Origin of the sequence: Bacillus sp. Hm123 (assembly GCF_051842975.2) — a bacterium.
Taxonomy (GTDB): domain Bacteria; phylum Bacillota; class Bacilli; order Bacillales; family Domibacillaceae; genus Bacillus_CE.
Map to the genome: position 1 here is coordinate 3,231,271 of NZ_CM200277.1, position 20,862 is coordinate 3,252,132.

The following is a 20,862-nucleotide window of genomic DNA, read 5'->3' on the forward strand; positions in this document are numbered from 1 at the left end:
TAACATGGCTGTTTGTTTTTAATAGAAACAAAAAAAACTAACTCTACCTATACTTTTCTCCGTTACTCATAATCCCACAAAATCAACCATTTCCCCTTACGTTCCGTCACAAACACCTCTTGATGCAAAGAAAAATTCCCGAATCTTCCTTGATACACTTGCGTCACAGAGATTTGATACACCGTTTTTAATGGTGAAGAACTCTCTGTGTCTTTCCAATTCTCGATCTTCTTCACTTTTCCAAGCGAAAAAGAAAACGTCTCTACCCCAAAATGACTCATAAATACATGAGCACGCTCTTGAATGTAATCTCCTTTAGGAAAGCGCTCCTTCATCAACGGATGAAACAATCCCCACGACTCCGAAAACCGTCCCTCCTGCTCAAACTCGTAAAACGAACGGACTACCCGCTCCGCCTGTTCGCTAGGCGATACCCTGAGCGTACCAATCACTCCCCATACCACTACGCCCAAAACAAAGATGACCAATAATCGTCCACTCCACTGATGACGCCGAAACCCTCTCCGCAATACATCATCTCCCTTGGGGTTAGACTCCCACCGTGTTAAAGCGTTTAGTGTGTCATTACGGCTCTAATGATTACAATCATTTTATTCAATGATGAAGTGTTTTAGTATAGATTAGCTAATTGGGTGAAGTAAAAGGCTATCAATAAATGGTTTTATTTAAGGGTAATATTGTGAAAATTTTAATATTTTAGTAATATGGATATATCAAAACTTAGGGAGGAAGAATAGATGAAGGTGTGTGAAGGCTGTGGACACCGCTCAGAGCAAGATAGTGCTTTTTGTTCAGAATGTGGAACTTCTTTAAAAGACCAAATAGAAAAGTCGATTAATCGTGAAGATACAAAACTTTCAAAAAGAAAATTTCAAAAGAATAAAACACTGATTGCTTTTACACTCGCTGCTGTTCTTGTCATTTTTTTATTTACTAGTTATCAAATGCTATCTAAGAAATATAGTGAAGAAGCTGTCATTGATCAATTCATCACGGCCCTTACTCAAAAAGACAAACAAACACTTAAGACATTAATTGTACCTACAGACTCTCGTATCAATGTTAATGAAGAAAGTCTAAATGCCTTATTTGCACTCATTGATAAAGAACCATCATTAATCGAAGACATCAAAAATTCCCTTCATAACGAAGGACTTGGTAATCAATCATTTTACTTACGAGAGAACGGTAAGCATTTTATGATTTTTACCAAATACGCAATCGACACATCTGGCTATTTTGTCAACGTTGGTAGCACTGGTGACAATACAACGATTCATTTAAACGATAGTGAACTCGGCGTGTTGGACTCATCTGAAGATACGAAAGAATTCGGCCCGTTTTTAACAGGTCTCTATTCCATTAAAGGTCTAAGCGGAAAAGAGAAAGACGAGGTGATTATCAATCTAGCAGGTTCCAAAACAGAAACGACCGTTGTCTTAAAAACAGGAACCACAGAAACGGAGGAAGTGCAAAAAACGATTGTCAAAGAAGTCATTCGAGAAGTCACTCCAGAATATGCCTACTATATTCTTCCTCATAGCGACTATACATACTTGACTTATAGCGATATTGCAGGTTTAACAAAAAAAGAGCTTCGCCTAGCGAGAAATGAAATCTATGCAAGACATGGTTATATTTTTAACTCTAACGACTTACAAAACTATTTTAGCAGTCAATCTTGGTATGTCCCTAACCCTAGCTTCAATGGGAATTTATCCAGTTTAGAAAAAGAAAACATAGATTTCATCAAATCCTATGAATAAAAACAAGATGAAATGGCTATCCTTTACGATTATTTTAATCGCGATGTGCTCTTCCTTTCTGCTACTTCAGTTAGACGCTCAATCTAAACAAGGGTTGTTAAATGCACTCTTTAAGAAAGAAAATGAACAAGTGAACAAAAAATCGTTTGAACAAGCAACAACAACTAATCCAGCCTCTCATATATCTATGGAAAAAGAAGAACCTTTCATCATCTGCATTGATCCCGGACATCAATCAAAGGCAAATTTAGAACAAGAACCGATCGGGCCGGGTGCAAAAGAAACAAAATATAAAGTATCAGGAGGCACAACCGGAGTAGCCACCAACACCCCGGAACACGTGTTAACCTTACAAGCATCTACCTTGTTAAAAAAAGAATTAGAAAACAAAGGATTCCAAGTCATCATGACGCGAACTTCAGCAGATGTAGATATTAGCAATAAAGAACGAGCAGAAATAGCAAATCAACATAACGCAAACTTGTTTGTTCGCATCCACGCTGATGGGGCAGAAAATGCTGAGGCGAGCGGATTTTCTGTTCTTGTTCCAACAAAAGAAACACCTTACACAAAATCCATTTTTACAGATAGCGAGCAAGCCGCCAAACTGGTAGTGAGCAATGTGTCAAAAGAAATCTCACTTCACCAGACAGGTGTTCTATACAGAAATAACCTATCCGGCTTTAACTGGTCCAAAGTGCCTGTCATTCTTACTGAAATTGGATTTATGACCAACCCAGAAGAAGATTTAAAACTGGCTGATCCAACTTATTTAACAAACCTTATTCAATTAATAGCCAATGGAATTGAGCAATATGCTGAAACGAAAAAATCCAGCACCCTTTAACAGAGGTGCTGGATTATGATTGGTTATTGAATTCCTTTAGACATATGGTAAATTTTAAAAGCCATTTTGTTGAATTCTAAAGCTTCAGGTGAATTTAGTTGTTTATCGCCTATATAAGGACTTTCACTTGGACCGTTATAGAAATAATGATAGTCGCCTTTAACTTTTAAAGGTGTATAAGGTGCTCCTTCATGTTCCGGCATCTTAGACTTATGAATTTTACGAATCTCTGCTGCCGATAAGTCCCGCTTCAAATTCGTTCGATCCTTATAGTAAAATTCTGTGACATATACGCCATCTTCTATTTTCTTATCTTTAATGACGATTTTTTCTTTCATATAATTTGGCAATTCAATTTTGTAAGTAAGAGTCTTGCTATAGTAAGGAAATGTTTTAAATTGATCGTCCTTTGCCTTAGCTAGGAAGCTGGCAAACTGCGCTCTAGTGACAACGGTATTTGGTCTAAATGTGCCATCAGGATAACCAAGCGTAATACTGTTGTTCGCCAATGCTTTAATAGATTGATAAGCCCAATGTTGTGAAGGAACATCCTTGAATGAATGTTTTCCAGAAGCTTTCAAATCAAACCCCTTCGCTAACATGTGAGCCATATAATCTCTCGTGATCGGTTTATAGGGTTTTAAATAATTACTGTCTTTAGGGAAAAGCCCTTCATCCATTACAGCAGCTACATATTTATAGTTTCCGTGCGAAGATGGCATGTCTTTAAATCCAGGGTTCGGTCGGTTAGACAATTCTAAATTTAATGCCCGAGCCATCAAAATCATCGCTTGTACACGAGTCAATTGACCTTGTGGACGAAAGGTCCCATCAGGATACCCATTGATAATCTTACTTTCCGTCAAATATGTAATTTCATCATAAGACCAATACATTTCATTAACATCCTTAAATGCTGCAGAAGCTACTCCAGTACCACTAAAAAACAACATAATAGAAAAAACAGCTATTAAACACTTCTTCATATAATTACCTCATTCGATCCAATTATACCATATTCAAACATAAAAAGGAGGTTACTAGTAATATTTTCATTAAATATCCTATACATATTGTAATTCTTTAATTAATTCAGCCAATTGATCTTGTGAATAAAGTTGACAGTAAAATAAAATGCCTCTAGACTTACAATTGATAATGATCTTCAATTAGTTTTGGATTTCCTACTTAAATTATAAGTAAGGAGATAAATTATGTTTGAAACAAGTAATTTAACCGTTCATTATGGTAAAAAGGAAATTTTAAAGGATTTCTCTCTATTTTTTCCAGATAAATCTATCACATCTATTATTGGACCAAATGGCTGTGGTAAATCGACTCTCGTAAAGACATTGGCTCGAATTATCCAACCTACAAAAGGTGCTATTCTGATTGATGGGAAGGATTTGCAAGAATTACATACAAAAGATATCGCAAAAAAAATTGCTATGCTTCCCCAATCTGCACAGGCCCCAAGTGGAGTAACAGTAGTTCAGCTTGTATCATATGGACGTTTCCCACATCAAAACCAACTCTCGGCCTTAAAGCAGGAAGATTATGAGGCCATTCATTGGGCGCTCAATGTTTGTGGTTTAGATGACTTAAAAGATACAAAGGTTGATCAACTATCGGGTGGGCAGCGACAAAGGGTATGGATCGCTTTATCATTAGCACAGCAAACCGAGATGCTTATTTTAGATGAACCTACAACATATCTTGATATGTCCTTTCAGCTTGAACTCCTTACACTTTTAAAAGATCTGCATGAAAAACAACAATATTCCATCGTAATGGTACTCCATGATTTAAATCATGCCTCCCGTTTTTCAGATTATTTAGTGGGGATGAAAGATGGAAAGGTGATTGTCCATGGTACTCCTGAACAAGTAATGACAGAGGAAAATATCCAATTGCTTTTTAATATAGAGGCTAGTATTGTCACTTGTCCGTACAGTGGCAAGCCACTTTGTCAGGCTTTTAATTTAAACCAAACGGGTACACGTCTATGAACAAGATAATTCATGAAAAAGTTGTTATCTACCCTTGGCGTGCAATTTCGATGATGTTAATAAGTTTACTTCTGCTCGTTATTTCAAGTGTGATCTCGATTGGAACAGGGGCTATCGAAATACCATTTCAAACTGTCATTGAGGCAATTTTTCAAATGGATAAAGCAGTTACTGAGCATCATATTGTTTGGGATCTTCGACTGCCACGAGTAATTGGAGCTATTTTTGTCGGTATATGCTTTGCTGTTTCAGGCGCTATCATGCAGGGAGTTACCCATAACCCATTAGCAGATTCGGGACTACTCGGGATTAATGCGGGATCTGGCTTTTTTATCGCCATTATATTTGCTTATAGTCCTGTCGTGTCGTTCAGTATGCTACTAGGTGCATCGTTTATTGGTGCAGCTTTAGGAATATTATTAGTATATGGATTAAGTTCTTTAGCGTTGGGGGGATTAACTCCCATGCGATTAATATTGGCCGGGGCAGCAATGACTGCCTTGCTTACAGCGCTTAGTGAAGGGATTGCCATGTACTTTAATATTGGACAAAGTTTGGCCTTTTGGTTTGCTGGAACGATCTCAACAGCAAAATGGGAGCAACTTGACATATTTATTCCATGGGTCGTCGGAGCATTATTCATTACCATGTTCATTAGCAAACAGCTTACCTTACTTTCACTTGGGGACGAAATGGCGATTACGCTCGGGGTGAATATTAATTTAATTCGTATTTTAACGATGCTAGCTGTGCTCATTTTGGCAGGAGCAGCGGTATCAATTGTTGGGGCTGTCGGTTTCGTTGGCTTAATCATTCCCCATATTACACGTATGTTAATCGGTAATGACTATCGTTGGTTAATTCCGACTTCCGCCATTAATGGTGCATTACTAGTTGTACTCGCTGATTTAGCAGCTCGAACATTAAGCCCTCCTCATGAAATTCCGATTGGTGCACTCATTGCCATTCTCGGGGTACCATTCTTCCTTTACTTAGCGAGGAAGGAGGATATGGAATATGATTGATTTTTTGACTGTAGCCCAGCAGAAAGAATTACGGAAAACGAAACGCTATTTTTTATTACTAGCTTTTCTTATTATCATAACATTGATTATTAGTTTAAATGTTGGCGTCAGTAAACTAACATTTAATGAGCTATGGCAAACGTTATTGGGAAATGGCACCGCTAAGCACAAGCTCGTATTATTTGACTTTCGCTTGCCACGCATGACGTTATCCCTTTTAGTCGGAGCAGGATTAGCAGCATCAGGATGTGTGTTGCAGGGAATTACAAAAAACGATCTAGCAGACCCTGGTATTCTAGGAATCAATGCGGGTGCTGGTTTATTTGTTCTTATTACCTTAACGTTGTTCCCCGTAACAACAAGCCTTTCGATTTTTACGATGCCTATATTGGCTTTTATCGGTTCGATTATTACAGCATTTTTAATTTATATTTTGTCCTATAAAAAGGGACAAGGTATTCACCCTGTTCGGCTGTTACTTACTGGTATTGCCATCGCTACAGGGATTAGCTCTGTTATGATCGTACTCTCGTTACATGTTAGCTCCGAACATTATCAGTTTGTTGCTAATTGGCTAACAGGGAGTATTTGGGGAACAGATTGGCCTTATGTTATTGCTGTATTACCATTTATTTTATTTTTTTTCGCTTATTTATTTTATAAGGTACAGATTTTAAATATGATTCAACTTGGCGATGAGCTGGCGATTACATTTGGTGTAAGGTTAGAAAGAGAACGGCGACTTCTATTGATCATTGCATCAGGATTAGCCGGTGCATCGGTTGCGGTAGGTGGCGGCATTGCCTTTATTGGTTTAATTGCTCCGCATATTGCAAGGCAACTTGTAGGAAACGATTATAAATACCTTATCGGTGCGACAGCGCTAGTTGGTGCGTGGCTTGTACTATTTTCTGATATGCTCGGCCGCACTATTCTTCAGCCTGCTGAAATACCCGTTGGCATTGTCGTTGCCGTTGTTGGTGCTCCTTATTTCATGTATTTATTAATACGCTCGAAGTCCTAAAGAAGGGAGGAATGATGATGCACTTTTTTCAAGCAGAAGAAGGACATTTTCATTTTCAACACATTGTTCATATCACAAGTAAGCACGATAAGAAGTTACAGTATGAATATACGCAAAACGATGCTCTCATATTTTGCAGAAAAGCCAAAGGAAATATTTTAATAAACGATCAAGTTTTCACTATTCATTCACCGAGTGCATTTTTCATTCCTGTAAAGTCCTTTGTCCAATTGAATGTGAAACTTGATCAAAATGAAGACCTTTATATGATCTTCTTCAATATGTATTCAACTTCACAATTTGAGCCTGAAAAGTACTTACTTCAGGCTCATTCTGTTATTTTCGGCTTACTGCGGCAACTATACTTGCAAAATCAATCAACGATAGCGATGCGTCATTTACAAAATAGTGTATTGTTGGCACAGTTAATATTAGAACTCGCTATTGATGTAGGGCAGAATCAGCATGAAAACAGTATTGAAATAATAAAGCAATACATTGACGAGCATTACGCAGAACCAATTCAAATCCCACAGTTGGCTATGAAATTAGGAGTTAGTGAACCGTATTTTATGGAACATTTTAAAAAGCAATATGGATGTACAGTCATTGAATATGTAACAAATAAAAGAATGCAAGAAGCAAAAAAATTATTAGCGACTGGGAGATTTTCCGTAAAGGAAGTAGGATCTATCGTTGGATATAACGATGAATTTTATTTTAGCAGGCGATTTAAAAAAATAACGACTATCTCACCCTCTCATTTTGCAAAAACGAGAAAAAGAAAAATAGCTATTTTAGATAGCTCCATTTTTAATATTTTAACACCTATTTACTATGTTCCCACCACAGCCCCGATTCATCCGACATGGCGTTCTTATTATTATAATAAATATGAGCTTCAAATTGCACATCAACTTCTCATTGGAAGAGACGAAGCGGTATTAACAACGAATGTGAATAGTTTAATTACGAGTGGAAATCAGTATGATTATATTATTACGATCCAACCTATACCGCAAAATCTCCGGGAACCACTAGAAAAATTGGGTAATATAATTGAAATACATTGGGAACAACCTTGGCGTAAGCAATTATTATATATTGCTAATGTTTTAGGAGAAAACATGCTAGCAAATAAATGGATTGATAACTATGAATCATTAGCAAAAAAGGCAAACAAGCAACTATCTGCAAAAGTAACCGGCCCACTTTTGTTTTTATTAGTGAAGGGAGATCATGCCTATATCTATAGGGATCGAAACATTCATGAAGTTGTAGAAGACGACTTACAACTGAGTATCGTCCATCCTTTTGACGACGTAATAAATGAGCAGCTTTGCATAGAACAAATAGCAAATAGTCAACCATTTGCTATTTGTGTTTTATTATATGATGATGAGGAGTCTTGTAATACATGGAATACAATCCAAAAAGATGATAATTGGCTTGAAATTATAGCGGTACGCGAAAATAGAGTCTATATGATTTCACCATTTCCGTGGCGTGATTATGGAGCACAGGCCCATTTCTTAATGCTAGAACAATTATTCGGATATTTATAATACAAGGAAGCACCTGAGAATAGTACATGGATTTTCACGAACAACTTTTATATATTGATAATGAAATTCATTACTAATTAATATCATTATCAAATTTTTATGAAGGGACGTTCGAACATGAAGTTGAAGTGGTTGGCACTATTAGGACTACTATTATTATTAGCTGCTTGTAGCAATCAGACAGATAAAGAAGGAGCAAAAAACAAAGAAGGTGATGTGGGAAAAGAGACAAAAATCATTACCTATTTAGGTGAGGAATATGAAGTACCAGAAAACCCAGAGCGTGTCGTTTACTTGAATGCTTTTGAATCACTCGAAGATGCTGTTTTACTAGGTATTGAACCATACGCATCCAGTGCAATTGGAGATGAAAATGAGCCTTTCCCAGACTTTTTTGCCGATGTAACGAAAAAAACATTACCGATTTTAACTTATAGCGATGAAAGTTTAGAATATGTTCTTGAACTTAATCCTGATTTAATCATTAGCTCAGATATGGAGGACCCAACGGTTTTCAAACAACTTAAGAAAATCGCCACAACGATTCCAGTGTCGCATTTCGGGCCCGACTGGGATAAAAACTTAACACTCCTAAGTGAAATCTATAATAAACAAAGTGAAGCATCTAAATTAATCGAACAGTATAATAAAGACAGACAAGAAGCGGTCAACTACTTAGAAAGTTTTAAAGATAAACAAGTGTTAACAATACGTATCCGTGGCGGAGAAATGATGCTCTATCCTGAGAATGTATTTTTAAATGATATTTTCTATGGAGAGCTAGGTTTAAACACTCCAGACATTATTAAGCAAACGACAGAGCAAAGCGCCATTTCGCTTGAGCGTTTATATGAAGTAAATCCCGACTATTTATTTATTCAATATGATATCTATGAAAACGATATGGATGAAACCATTTTACAGAAGCTAGAAGAAAGTGAAATTTGGAAATCATTACAAGCGGTAAAAAATGATCGAGTATTTGTTAATAAGGTAAATCCGCTATCAATGGGCTCCCCAACATTATTTGGACGCTATGAAATCTTAAACGCCGCTCGGGACCATATTAAATAATGGAGCGGCTACACGATCATCTTAATCAATTAATAAAAGAAAAAAATTTCTCTGGAAATGTATATATTGAAAAAAATGGTGCTAAATTTTTTTCTAAAAGTGCAGGTTTCGCAAACATTTTGACATACGAGGAAATTACAGAGCAATCTGTGTTTGAAGTTGCGTCAGTAACAAAGCTCTTTACTGCACTAGCTACCATAAAGCTTTGTGAGCAAGGGAAACTTCAGCTATCAGATTCTTTACATCGTTATTTAAACTTGCCCTATGATGATGTAACTATTGAGCACTGCTTAACACATACATCAGGACTTCCTGATTATATGACATTGTTCGATGAGCATTGGAAACATAATACAATCGCAACAAATGCAGACGTACTTAGACTATTAAGAGAGTACAGTCCTCCAATGCATTTCCCGGCAGGAACACAATATGAGTATAGCAACACAGCATATGTACTTCTTGCTTCAGTTATAGAAAAAGCGAGCGGAATACGATACAAAGAATTTTTACAGCATTACATTTTTGAAGAAGCGAATATGAAGCAATCTACCATTTTTCATCGCCGTTACGATAAAGCCAGCCTTCCTTTTTTAGCATATGGCTATATTTATAACGATAAGGAAGGTACATTTTATTTGCCAGACGAATCATCTCCATATCGATTTGTACAGATACTAGACGGAATTGAAGGCGATGGTATGCTCCATACAACAGTGCTAGATTTAGCAAATTTCGCAACTGCTTTTAGACAGCACATGCTTTTATCCACTTACTGGCAAAGAAATATGTGTAAGCCACATATTTTAAATAATAATAAACTTCCTTGTGGCTATGGATTTTATATTAATGAAAGTCCATTAGGAAAAAAACTAGCGCACGGTGGCGGCTGGCCAGGCTATCGTTCAAGCTTTTCTATGTATGAGGAGCAGGCAATAACGATAGTTGTCCTCAGCAATGTAGAGCACCTAGAAAATGAAAAGCAACTATCAATACATGACATGGTAAGCGATATCGAATGGCTGTTACACGAAAACTAACCTCCCGATCGTTCAATTAGAATACCTAAAGGAAACCTTTTAATATAGGCGTCAAACCATCACCCCTACCTAGGAAATGATGGTTTGACGCCTATCTATTTTAAAAGCTTAAGTTCCTTTTCCCTTCAAATATGAACGATAGACCGATTCTTTGGCGTCAGGCGAAGCATCTATGCTTTCATCCTCCTTGCGATAAGTCAACATCGATTCACTATCGTTCATCGTGTTTCCTTTATCTCGTGCGGCTCGCTCCAGTCCATACGTCGCTGAGCAGCGCCTTCCGCTTTTCTTGTCTAGCTCTACCTCCTTGGGGCTCGAGTCAGATGCCTGCCCGACTTCATGGCTGAAAAACGCCATTTTGCCGGTCCGTCATCTGCTTGTCGCCCTAGGACAGTCGGCTCCGCTTTTCTATTTCAATACTCGTAAAATTCCTTCTGCCGCAGCAATTCGAGTAGAAGGGTCGTTTGACATTAGTTCTTTCTCTAACACTTTCCAAGCACGATCGGCTAGTTCTTTATGGTTCTCTGAATCGCTCTTATTAAATAACAACCGATCCAATTCAATCCGATCAAATCGTTGTTGAAAATGAGATATAACAGACACTTCTTTTTCTGTGACCATAACAAAAGCCCCCTCAAAAGTTCGACATACTCCCCTCTGTCTATATCATCATTTTACAACAAACGAGAAACTTTATAAAGAACTTTATGTTCATTATAAAGAACTTTTTTACAAAAATTCGTCTAGCTTCACCGTTTCTATCTTCTCTTTACGTCGCTTCCACGAGTAAACAGGCACGACTATGAGTAACGCAATCAATCCACCAGTCAAATCAAGCAACACGTCTGTCACGAGCGGGCTTCGTCCACCCGTTAGCATTTGGTGAAACTCATCAACAGTAGCGTATAAGCCTGTACCAATGAACGCCCAAACAGCAGATCTCCGCACTTCATCCGGTCGCCAAATAACTAGCACCCCAAATAAAGCAACTGCCAAACACCCAAACAAAAATAAATGAGCAAACTTACGAATAAAAAACTCAATAAAATAGTAATAACCAATAGACTCCACTGAAATAACCGCCCCGGCATAAGAAAGCTCTAAACGCCCCAGCAAGTCAGCAAAAGGCTCCCCCGGAAATAATCTTCTCATAAGCGGTACAAGTGACTGTTGGTCATACGTTTGCGAAGAAAAACGAAAAATGACTCCTGCTACCAATGCTAACAAAGCAACTCTAAAAAAATTCTTCAAAGTGAACTCCTTTAAGACTTTTCTATATCTTAGCAGATAAGAAAATTGGATGCATATAAAAAGTCTTACATTTTTACACACAAAAAAAGAGCGGGTTGGACCTTCAACACTTTAAAATATTGAAGGTCCAACCCCACTGTTACTACTAATGTATTGTTGCCACCTCCATGCATCACGGCACATATCCGCTAGTGTTTTCTCAGCTTTCCAGTGTAGTTCTCGTTCAGCTTTTGAAGGATCTGCATAGCACGAGGCAATATCTCCTGAACGACGGTCAACAATGCGATACGGCACTTTTGCACCAGTAACCTTTTCAAACATGTGAACAACGTCAAGCACACTATACCCCTTTCCTGTTCCGAGGTTATAGGCTTCGATGCCATTTACACGTTTCACTTTTTCCAACGCTTTAATATGACCTACGGCTAAGTCACTGACATGAATATAATCACGGACGCCGGTCCCATCCCAAGTAGGATAATCTCCGCCATACACAGAAAGCGCCTCTCGCTCTCCAATTGCTACTTGCGTAATGTAGGGCATTAAGTTACTAGGAATACCTGTAGGGTCCTCCCCTATCTCCCCGCTTTCATGAGCGCCGATTGGATTAAAATATCGAAGCAAAGCAATACTCCACGCCTCATTCGCTCGATACACATCCTGTAAAATTTCCTCAATCATCAATTTCGTTCGTCCATATGGATTTGTCGAATGTAGCGAAACCTCTTCCACTACAGGGACTTGTTCAGGAACGCCATAAACGGTTGCTGACGAACTAAAAACGAGACGTCGTACCCCGAATTTATCCATCACTTTGCATAATGTAATCGTTCCGCCGATATTATTCTCGTAATAAAATAAAGGTTGATCCACTGATTCAGAAACGGCCTTCAACCCGGCAAAGTGTACGACTGCTTCGATTGAAAACGTTGCAAATACTTTCTCAAGTGCTTGCTCATTCCTCAAATCGATTGCCCGAAATGGGATGGGACGTCCTACTAACTTCTCTAATCGTTCAAGCACTTCGATCCGACTATTGGAAAGGTTATCAACAATCACTACATCATACCCTGCTTCTAATAAAAAAAGAGCCGTATGACTTCCAATGAAGCCGGCTCCTCCCGTCACAAGTATCGTCATCTCACATCACTTCTTTTCAAAGAACATGCTTCTACATAATAGGCAATCGTTTCTTTTATCCCTTGATCAAACAAATACTCTCTCTCAAAGCCTAGCTCTCTTCGCAATTTTGAGTCATCAATCGCATAGCGAAAGTCATGCCCCGGTCGATCAGCAACAAAGGCAAGCAACTGTCGGTAACTAGTGATTCCTTTCTTATTCATCCGAACAGGTTGTTCTTGATCAAGGATGTCACAAATCGTTAATGCGATTTCCATATTCGTCTTTTCACAATGGCCACCAATAAGATACGTCTCCCCTGCTTTTCCAGCAAAAAATACTCGTTCAATCGCTCGACAATGATCAAGCACATATAACCAATCACGGACATTTTGACCATCGCCATAAATCGGAATCGTTTCTAATGCCAACGCTTTTCGAATGATCGTTGGAATTAATTTTTCCTCATGTTGCTTCGGTCCGTAGTTGTTCGAGCAATTGGTCGTCACGACATTCATCCCATACGTATGGAAGTAGCTCCTTACCATCATATCGGAGGAAGCTTTACTCGCCGAATACGGACTATTCGGTGCATAGGCTGTCTCCTCTGTGAAAAATCCTTCCGTCCCAAGCGTACCATACACTTCATCTGTTGAAATATGGTGAAACCTCGCCTGTTGAAACGCTGACTTATATTGACCAATTCCCTCCATCCAAAATGTTCGAGCTGCCTCCAGTAAGTTAAGCGTACCTAGTACATTCGTTTCCACAAAGCTTCTCGGATCGCGAATTGATTGATCAACATGCGACTCGGCAGCCAAGTGAATCACTCCGTCAATTTGATGTTGTTCAAACAGATGCTCCACTAGAAACCGATCACAAATATCACCATGAACAAATGTATGGCGCGAATCATCCATGACCTCCTTTAAATGATCCAAGCTTCCTGCATACGTTAATTTGTCCAAATTTACGATATGAATATCTTGATGCTGCTTTAACATATGCTGAACAAAATTAGAACCAATAAACCCGGCACCACCTGTCACTAGTACATTCATTTATACCCTCTCCAATATGCATGTCGCTATTTTTTTCACATCTTCTATTTCTAATTCATGATACAAAGGTAAACATACGATCCTTTTCGCTACATCTTCAGAAATCGGACATGAGCAAGAAGCATTTAAATAGGGCAACGTATTTAAGGATGGATAAAAATATCTCCTTGCATAAATTTGCTTCTGACTTAGTCGCTCCATAACAGAAAGCAATTGTTGCTCCGTTTGAAACATCACTGGATAGTAAGCATAATTGTAGGAGATATCATTGGAGATAAATGGTCTTCCCACTCGATTCTCTAATAAAAGATCATACATTTGACATAAAGTCTTTCTTTTCATCATCAATTCATCGACGTACTTTAAATTACACAACCCCATCGCCGCGTGAAGCTCTGAATTTTTGGCGTTCGTCCCTACTAACCGATAATCCTCTCCCACAAACCCGAAGCTTCTCAACAATTCGATCTGTTGGTCGAAATCCTCCCCCTTATGATGAATGATCGCTCCGCCTTCCACTGTATGAAACAGCTTCGTCGAATGAAAGCTAAGGGTCGATACGTCCCCATAATTCAACACCGATGTCCCTTTATATTTCACCCCAAAAGCATGGGCAGCATCATAGATCACTTTGAGGTTGTGTTTTGCAGCAATTTCCTCGATTTTCTCCACATCACAAGGAACCCCAAATACATGCGTGGCTAAAATCGCTTCCGTCTCATCCGTAATTGCAGCTTCTATTTTTCTAGCATCGATACACAGCGTCTCTGGATCAATGTCAACAAAAACCGGCTCGCAATCCTCCCACAAAATGGCTGTAGTTGTTGCTACAAACGAAAACGGAGTCGTGATCACTTTCTTCTTTATTTGTAGAGACTTGATCGCTAGTTGAAGAGCCATCGTCCCGTTATTAACAAAATGAAGAGACGGAACATGCAAGTAAGTCATCAGCTCCCGTTCTAACTGTTGAACAAACTCCCCATTGTTGGTCAGCCATTTCGTATCCCACAGTTTAGAAATGAATTTGTTGTACTCTTCCATCGGAGGTAAGAAAGATTGCGTCACTGGAATCATCCTCGATCAAAACCTCCCCGTAACCAATTCATTTAAATAGGTACGATATCCATTTTTGTACTGAGCAGCAATATCCAATAACTCCTCAGCTGAAATCCATTGGTTACGATAGCTAATTTCTTCTAAGCAAGCGATTTTAAACCCTTGTCTTTTCTCAATCGTTTCTACGTACTGTCCCGCCTCTAATAAGCTTTCAAATGTTCCCGTATCTAGCCAAGCAAACCCTCGACCAAGCAGTTCCACTTTCAATTGCTTCCGTTTCAAGTACTCCTTATTAATATCTGTAATCTCTAACTCCCCTCGCTCCGATGGCCTCACCTGTTTGGCAATCTCAACGACTTGATTATCGTAAAAATATAAGCCCGTCACCGCATAATTTGATTTTGGCTGATCAGGCTTTTCTTCTATTGATATTGCATTAAGATCGGCATCAAATTCAACAACACCAAAACGTTGAGGATCAGTGACTTGATAACCGAACACAACCGCTCCTTCTTTCAATTGTGCCGCTCGTTTCAACACAGGAGAAAATCTCCCACCGTAGAAAATATTATCCCCTAACACAAGACAAACTGAATCCTCCCCAATAAATTCCTCTCCAATAAGAAAAGCATCCGCTAAGCCGCGCGGATGCTCTTGCACTTCATATTTCAGTTCAATGCCCCAAACCGATCCGTCCCCTAGTAAGCTTTTAAAAAGAGGGGCATCTTTCGGTGTAGAAATAATCAAAATCTCCCGAATCCCCGCTAACATCAAGACAGATAAAGGATAATAAATCATCGGTTTATCGTATACAGGTAACAGCTGCTTAGATATCGCTTGAGTAAGCGGACTTAACCTCGTTCCATTCCCACCAGCTAATATAATCCCTTTCATTCCAATCACCTTTCTTGTTATCATCTTAACGCCCTTTGCCTTTTAAAAGAACAGAGAATGGTTTTTTCTTTACTATTGCTTGAACCATTGGCGCTATCAATTCATAAATCATTGTGAGCTCTTTGATTTTAAACATTCGACTAAAGGCAATATATAGAATAACACCTGTACTAATTTGTACACCAAGCTTGAGGATCGGCTCATCAGGCAACATACTGCCTAACAAATATACAACCCCCCCCATACTTATTGAAATCAACAGCATCGGAAATACGTCCTTCACTTGATCCATAACAGAATAAGATATCTCGCGCGCTGAAAAATAAGCATTTAAATAAAAGGACAAATACGAGCTTACAATCGCCGCTCCTATTAAACCGATAATCCCTAAAGAAAGAAATAAGGAAATGGCGATTAATATCGTGATCAACACTTTCTTGATGACTTCAAGAATCAAGAATAGATCAGATCGTCCCTTCACTTGCAGCATATTTAAATTAATCGCATGCAACGGATACAACATACCGGCAACACACAATAATTTAAAATAAATAATCGATTCGAACCATTGATCTCCAAAAATTAACGGGATCAGCGTATCAGCAATCGCCATTAATCCAATCATGACAGGGAACATAAGATAAGCAGATGTCCGAATTATTTTTTGAAAGCCTAAACTAAGACGCTCTTGCTCCTCTTGGATACTACTTAAAACGGGATAGGTCACGCGCTGCAACGCACTCGTAGAAGAAATAACAATGACATCACTAAGCTTCGATGCATTCGTATAATATCCTAACCGAGAGGCTGGGTACATTCGTCCGATAATCACAGCGTATACCTGACTATAAATCGTATCAATTAAGCCTGAAATTAATAACTTAGAACCGAAGCCAAACAGCCGTTTAAACGATTGAAAACTAAACACAAAGGACGGCAGCCACTTATTCGAGAACCATAATAACACCGTTTGCATCGTTTGCAATGTTAAGCTTTGCGCCACTAAACTCCAAACGCCAAAACCAAGTAGAGCGCAACTGATCGCTACTACGCTAGCGATCACACCCGATAACACATTGATCTTTGTTTGGGTTCGAAAGTTAATTTGTTTAGTCAACATAATCCGTTGAATAATCCCTAAAGAATGAATAATCAGCCCAAACGACAATACTCGCAAAATAGGAATCAGCTGTTCTTCATGAAAAAAGCTGCTGATCAGCGGTGCTAATCCATTTAATAGACTACACATCACAATGGCGATCAACAATTGAAAGAAGAAAACCGTCGAATAATCCTCTTGACTAGCGTTCGTTTCACGCACCAATGCCTGTGTAAATCCACTATCAATGATCGTATTCGATATAGCAATAAATATAATCACCATACCAATCACACCGAAATGCTCCGGTGTTAACAGTCTCGCTAGAATCATTAAAACCAAAAACTGAATGCCTTGGCTCATAAACATATCCATAAAGCTCCAAAGCAAACCGAAAATCGTTTTTCTTTTTAATTGATTTTCATTAGACATCAGCTTCACTTCACTTTTTGCAAAGTAGAATAAATCCGCGGGAAATAACATCTAGAATAGATTTTCGCCTTCTCTACTGCATTTAAGCCATCAAATAATTCCTTAAATCTTTCGGCTTTCAATTTATTTAATTCACCTTTTAAAATATGGATTTGAAACTCAAATACTTTTTTCACTTCATCAATATCTCTTTCATATTGAAAATTGGAGTATTCATTAAAATAATCGTACAAGTCAATAAAGTGTTGATTATGTTGAATTTGCTTCTCTACCGTATTGTTATCTTTATTCCACCTAGTTGTTGCAGAGTTTGGCAAACCAAAACGATAGGCACATGTTGTTTCATCCATAAAATAGGCGTACCCATGACTGGTTGTAATCAACTTGACAGAGTTATCATCGACGATCACTCGAAAATACCAGTCAGGACGATCATCCATCAAATGTTTTGGGAATAAGAATGAAGCAGTTGGAATATAGCCAAGTAAGGCCAGTTCCCCCGCTAAATATTTATGATCTTTACCATAATAATAAGGTTCATTGTGTTTCAGCCATGGAATAACCGCTCTCCCTTGCAATTGCTTCTTTTCATCCGCTACCTCACCATTTGTAAAGCAAAATGTGCATTCAGGATGACTTTCCATATAATCAACTTGCTTTTGTAATTTATATGGATCAAGCCAATAATCATCCCCCTCACAAAAAGCGATGTATTTACCTCTTGACTGTTCATGAAGGCGAATTAAGTTTTTCCTCGCTCCGACATTATGTTCAGAAGTGATTAATCGAATATGATCCGGATATAAACGAACATATTTCTCTACAATTTCTCTTGTACGATCGGTACTACAGTCTTCTCCAATCAACACTTCAAATTCAAAATTCGTCTTCTGCATCATAAAGCTTTCAATGGCATCCGCAATATAATTTTCGTGATTATACGTGGCGCAGTGAATACTGACTAATGGATTCATCTAAGTCCTCTCCTTTCAGATCAACCATTTGAAAATAGATGTCTAATAATCGTTCATGATTAAGCTCTCTGTTATGCAAGGCCATTGCTTTTCTTTTCGCATTTCTAGAAAACTGTAGCGCTAGCTGATCATCGGCAAAGATTTCACATATGTAATGTGCCAACATATAAGGTGCATCCGACGGGTACACAAACCCTTCTTCCTGATGTTGTAACAAATCCATTACCCCTCCAACATTTGACGCAACAGAAGGTACACCAAGCAGCATCGCCTCCCCTAATGAATTTGGGCTGTTTTCAATGGAAGATGGACATGCAAATAGATGCGATCTCAAAAAACGAGCGCACATTTGGTTTTCATTTAACATTCCTGTGAAAATTACCTTACTTTGCAAACCTTTCTTTTCGATTAATTCCTTTATATACTTTCCATAGGAAGAGAGCTTTAATTTTTCCCGCCATGTATCCGACTTTGTAATATCTGGCCCTCCTACATAAAGCTTGGCATTGGGAAATCGTTTCAACACAAATGGCATCGCCTCAATCGCAAAGTGTAAACCTTTAATCGGATATGACCCTTGACTCAAAAAAATGGAATATCGCTCACAATGATCGATATCCCATTCATGCTGATAAAATTCATTTCTTAACGTTTCGTTGCAATAATGATACGTAGCCGCTGGATTGATAAAAGATGTGCAAGCTCGGTCCCATGTCGTCCGCCCAATAATATGCTCAACCTTTTGAATCGCCTCCACTTCCCACTTGCCACGTGCGATAAAACGCTTTTGCTGTTGTTTAATATTATCTTGTTTCAGTAAATCTCTTAACGTAAAGTGCGATTGTACATGCTGAGGCAAACCTAATGTGTAATGCTTAGCAATCACAGATACTAACCCTTGAATAGAAATAACGACTTGAATACCTGCTACTTTACAAATATTCACCATCGCCAACGTATGCGCCAATTCCGTTCCAAAAATATGGACAATATCTGGTCTCGCCTGCTCAATCACTTCCTCCAAGCTTTGTGTTTGATTAGGTGATTCGATAGGAGCAAATGGATAATATTGAATGCGCTCGCCTCGAAGCTTCTGCACACCACTCACTCCACTTTTCGGAAACGCAACCGATAGCTTGGTATCAGAATGATCCGAAAGCGCTTCGGAGGCATGGACTAACCAGCCGCCAAAAGGTAAGGCCTCCTCCTGTAATAATCGACTCGCCTCAGGCAAAGGGATATTAACAAGCCATAGAATGTTCATTGGTTCCTCCTTCCCCGTAGTACTTTATTTCGACTGAAAGCGTATGGTAGGAATGGAATGGTTGGAGCGATCATAAACAGCACAAACCCTAATTGATAGATATATATGACTGGATTAATAAATCCGAAAACAACAAACGCAGTTTGAGCAATAAGCAGAAATGGGAGAAATGGATGACCAGAATAAAACGAGAGATTCTTCTTGAAATTTAAAAATACCCCTATAAATAAGGGTAAAGCACCAAATAGTCCATAGTAAGCCATTAAATCTAACCACCCAGAATGCTCTCCAACCTCAGCATTAAATTCACTACCTAAAGGGCCATATATTCCAAACAAAGGATTTGCTAGAAACGTTTTAAAAGATTGCAAATAAAGTTCACTACGATAAGCAGTTTGTTCACCCGCTCCACTTCCTATGAACCCTTGTGCTAAATCACTTAATTTCGTATTTAATGTGTCATTTTCCCTAAATAATTCAGCAATATCTAACAAAAAGTAACCAATTAATTCTTTCGGGAAGAATAGCAAAAAAAACACTAGCAGAAAAATAAGAAAAAATAGCGTTTTTTTCCCTTTAATAAACAATACTGATATGATACCAGTAAATAAGATCATGACTGCAATAGTGTACGATGCCTTAATCACCATCATAGAGATGGAAACTAAAGTAACTAAAGTAAACATTTTGCAATAAATATTTATATAGTAAAGTTTACTAAACAAAAGGTAACAACATACAATACCGATGAACACCCCACTATAGACAAAACCAAAACCACCTATTCCAGCTGTTTTAAAGGAAAGTGGATCAACAGCTCCCGTAGCTAACATTCTAGATGCTAATGGATACTTTTCTAAGCCGATATACGTTTGTATAGAGCCCACGAAAAACAGAGTTAAGGCAAGAAAAGAGATCCTCCCTAACATCACGTAATCTTTCTTATAATGCATATAATAATGATTAATAAATGCACCTACTATAAATAAAATAAAGGTAATCTGTATAAAACGAGAATCAATATAGCCATACCTAAAATTACCTGTTAATATATATGGGATAAATGTAATTAACCAAATACCTAGAAATAATAGATCAAGCGGCCATTTTTGAAGCAACCATCGAAAATCCGATGTATAGATCCATACAATTAAAAATGCACCAAAATAAACAAACCCTGCTCGATCACTAAAGTAGGGCCAGATCATCCACATACACATCAAAATAGCCATAAATCGGTTTATCATATTTAGTGGGTCAACATTAATAGGCAATGGTTGAAATTTAATGTTCGCTATCTCTTTCAAAGGTGTTAAATTTGATTTATCTGACAACATAGTA

21 protein-coding genes are annotated in these 20,862 nt (G+C 38.2%); 8 read left to right on the plus strand and 13 right to left on the minus strand.

The genetic code is table 11. The features are described 5' to 3' along the window. Positions 1 to 62: 62 nt before the first annotated feature. Positions 63 to 530 (minus strand): hypothetical protein, encoded by a 468-nt coding sequence (locus ACSVDJ_RS16950; protein WP_439167448.1) that lies wholly within the window; start codon positions 528 to 530, stop codon positions 63 to 65. 228 nt (positions 531 to 758) lie between these two features. Between ACSVDJ_RS16950 and ACSVDJ_RS16955 the strand changes: the two genes are divergently transcribed. Continuing rightward, entirely contained in the window at positions 759 to 1,787 is a 1,029-nt protein-coding gene (locus ACSVDJ_RS16955; protein ID WP_439167450.1) for a YARHG domain-containing protein, read from the plus strand. Then, entirely contained in the window at positions 1,780 to 2,634 is an 855-nt protein-coding gene (locus ACSVDJ_RS16960) for an N-acetylmuramoyl-L-alanine amidase family protein (RefSeq protein ID WP_439167452.1), read from the plus strand. Before ACSVDJ_RS16955 ends, ACSVDJ_RS16960 begins: the two co-directional genes overlap by 8 nt. Positions 2,635 to 2,657: 23 nt before the next feature. On the opposite strand, the gene ACSVDJ_RS16965 is transcribed toward ACSVDJ_RS16960, so the two are convergent. Then, a complete protein-coding gene (locus tag ACSVDJ_RS16965) occupies positions 2,658 to 3,620 on the minus strand; it encodes an S-layer homology domain-containing protein (RefSeq protein ID WP_439167454.1) in 963 nt (320 codons plus the stop codon). 228 nt (positions 3,621 to 3,848) lie between these two features. On the opposite strand from ACSVDJ_RS16965, the gene ACSVDJ_RS16970 reads away from it, so the two are divergent. The 6 genes from ACSVDJ_RS16970 to ACSVDJ_RS16995 all read left to right on the plus strand — a co-directional run bounded on the left by ACSVDJ_RS16970 (position 3,849) and on the right by ACSVDJ_RS16995 (position 10,371). Continuing rightward, positions 3,849 to 4,643, plus strand: a complete 795-nt coding sequence (locus ACSVDJ_RS16970) for an ABC transporter ATP-binding protein (protein WP_439167455.1) — start codon at positions 3,849 to 3,851, stop codon at positions 4,641 to 4,643. After that, entirely contained in the window at positions 4,640 to 5,668 is a 1,029-nt protein-coding gene (locus ACSVDJ_RS16975) for a FecCD family ABC transporter permease (RefSeq protein ID WP_439167457.1), read from the plus strand. Before ACSVDJ_RS16970 ends, ACSVDJ_RS16975 begins: the two co-directional genes overlap by 4 nt. After that, on the plus strand, positions 5,661 to 6,692 hold the full coding sequence (locus ACSVDJ_RS16980) for a FecCD family ABC transporter permease (protein WP_439167459.1): 1,032 nt from the start codon (positions 5,661 to 5,663) through the stop codon (positions 6,690 to 6,692). Before ACSVDJ_RS16975 ends, ACSVDJ_RS16980 begins: the two co-directional genes overlap by 8 nt. An 11-nt stretch (positions 6,693 to 6,703) precedes the next feature. Continuing rightward, complete coding sequence (locus ACSVDJ_RS16985) at positions 6,704 to 8,257, plus strand: helix-turn-helix domain-containing protein (protein WP_518619479.1); 1,554 nt, start codon at positions 6,704 to 6,706, stop codon at positions 8,255 to 8,257. 117 nt (positions 8,258 to 8,374) lie between these two features. Further along, positions 8,375 to 9,331: an ABC transporter substrate-binding protein gene (locus ACSVDJ_RS16990; RefSeq protein WP_439167461.1), complete on the plus strand. Its 957-nt coding sequence runs from the start codon at positions 8,375 to 8,377 to the stop codon at positions 9,329 to 9,331. Continuing rightward, positions 9,331 to 10,371 carry a serine hydrolase domain-containing protein gene (locus ACSVDJ_RS16995; RefSeq protein WP_439167462.1) on the plus strand — a complete coding sequence of 347 codons (1,041 nt, stop codon included), beginning with the start codon at positions 9,331 to 9,333 and terminating at the stop codon, positions 10,369 to 10,371. Before ACSVDJ_RS16990 ends, ACSVDJ_RS16995 begins: the two co-directional genes overlap by 1 nt. 108 nt (positions 10,372 to 10,479) lie before the next feature. On the opposite strand, the gene ACSVDJ_RS17000 is transcribed toward ACSVDJ_RS16995, so the two are convergent. From ACSVDJ_RS17000 to ACSVDJ_RS17050, 11 genes are all read right to left on the minus strand, one after another. Beyond that, entirely contained in the window at positions 10,480 to 10,728 is a 249-nt protein-coding gene (locus tag ACSVDJ_RS17000) for a hypothetical protein (protein WP_439167464.1), read from the minus strand. 51 nt (positions 10,729 to 10,779) lie between these two features. After that, positions 10,780 to 10,992, minus strand: a complete 213-nt coding sequence (locus ACSVDJ_RS17005; protein WP_439167466.1) for a hypothetical protein — start codon at positions 10,990 to 10,992, stop codon at positions 10,780 to 10,782. 108 nt (positions 10,993 to 11,100) lie between these two features. Continuing rightward, positions 11,101 to 11,622, minus strand: coding sequence for a VanZ family protein (locus tag ACSVDJ_RS17010; RefSeq protein ID WP_439167468.1), 522 nt, complete (start codon positions 11,620 to 11,622; stop codon positions 11,101 to 11,103). Positions 11,623 to 11,733: 111 nt separating this feature from the next. Then, positions 11,734 to 12,762, minus strand: coding sequence for a UDP-glucose 4-epimerase GalE (gene galE / locus ACSVDJ_RS17015; RefSeq protein ID WP_439167470.1), 1,029 nt, complete (start codon positions 12,760 to 12,762; stop codon positions 11,734 to 11,736). Further along, a complete protein-coding gene (gene rfbB, locus ACSVDJ_RS17020) occupies positions 12,759 to 13,802 on the minus strand; it encodes a dTDP-glucose 4,6-dehydratase (RefSeq protein WP_439167471.1) in 1,044 nt (347 codons plus the stop codon). The genes galE and rfbB overlap by 4 nt, the downstream gene beginning before the upstream one ends. Then, entirely contained in the window at positions 13,803 to 14,876 is a 1,074-nt protein-coding gene (locus ACSVDJ_RS17025; RefSeq protein WP_439167472.1) for a DegT/DnrJ/EryC1/StrS family aminotransferase, read from the minus strand. It lies immediately after the preceding gene. 6 nt (positions 14,877 to 14,882) lie between these two features. Then, positions 14,883 to 15,752: a glucose-1-phosphate thymidylyltransferase RfbA gene (rfbA, locus tag ACSVDJ_RS17030; RefSeq protein ID WP_439167919.1), complete on the minus strand. Its 870-nt coding sequence runs from the start codon at positions 15,750 to 15,752 to the stop codon at positions 14,883 to 14,885. 25 nt (positions 15,753 to 15,777) lie between these two features. Beyond that, a complete protein-coding gene (locus ACSVDJ_RS17035; RefSeq protein ID WP_518619485.1) occupies positions 15,778 to 17,334 on the minus strand; it encodes an oligosaccharide flippase family protein in 1,557 nt (518 codons plus the stop codon). Then, positions 17,289 to 18,257: a glycosyltransferase gene (locus ACSVDJ_RS17040; RefSeq protein ID WP_439167475.1), complete on the minus strand. Its 969-nt coding sequence runs from the start codon at positions 18,255 to 18,257 to the stop codon at positions 17,289 to 17,291. The genes ACSVDJ_RS17035 and ACSVDJ_RS17040 overlap by 46 nt, the downstream gene beginning before the upstream one ends. Then, the gene (locus tag ACSVDJ_RS17045; RefSeq protein WP_439167477.1) at positions 18,220 to 19,521 is read right to left on the minus strand and encodes a glycosyltransferase family 4 protein; all 1,302 of its coding nucleotides are present in this window, start codon (positions 19,519 to 19,521) and stop codon (positions 18,220 to 18,222) included. The genes ACSVDJ_RS17040 and ACSVDJ_RS17045 overlap by 38 nt, the downstream gene beginning before the upstream one ends. Next, the gene (locus tag ACSVDJ_RS17050) at positions 19,518 to 20,858 is read right to left on the minus strand and encodes a hypothetical protein (protein WP_518619488.1); all 1,341 of its coding nucleotides are present in this window, start codon (positions 20,856 to 20,858) and stop codon (positions 19,518 to 19,520) included. Before ACSVDJ_RS17050 ends, ACSVDJ_RS17045 begins: the two co-directional genes overlap by 4 nt. Positions 20,859 to 20,862 lie beyond the last annotated feature (4 nt).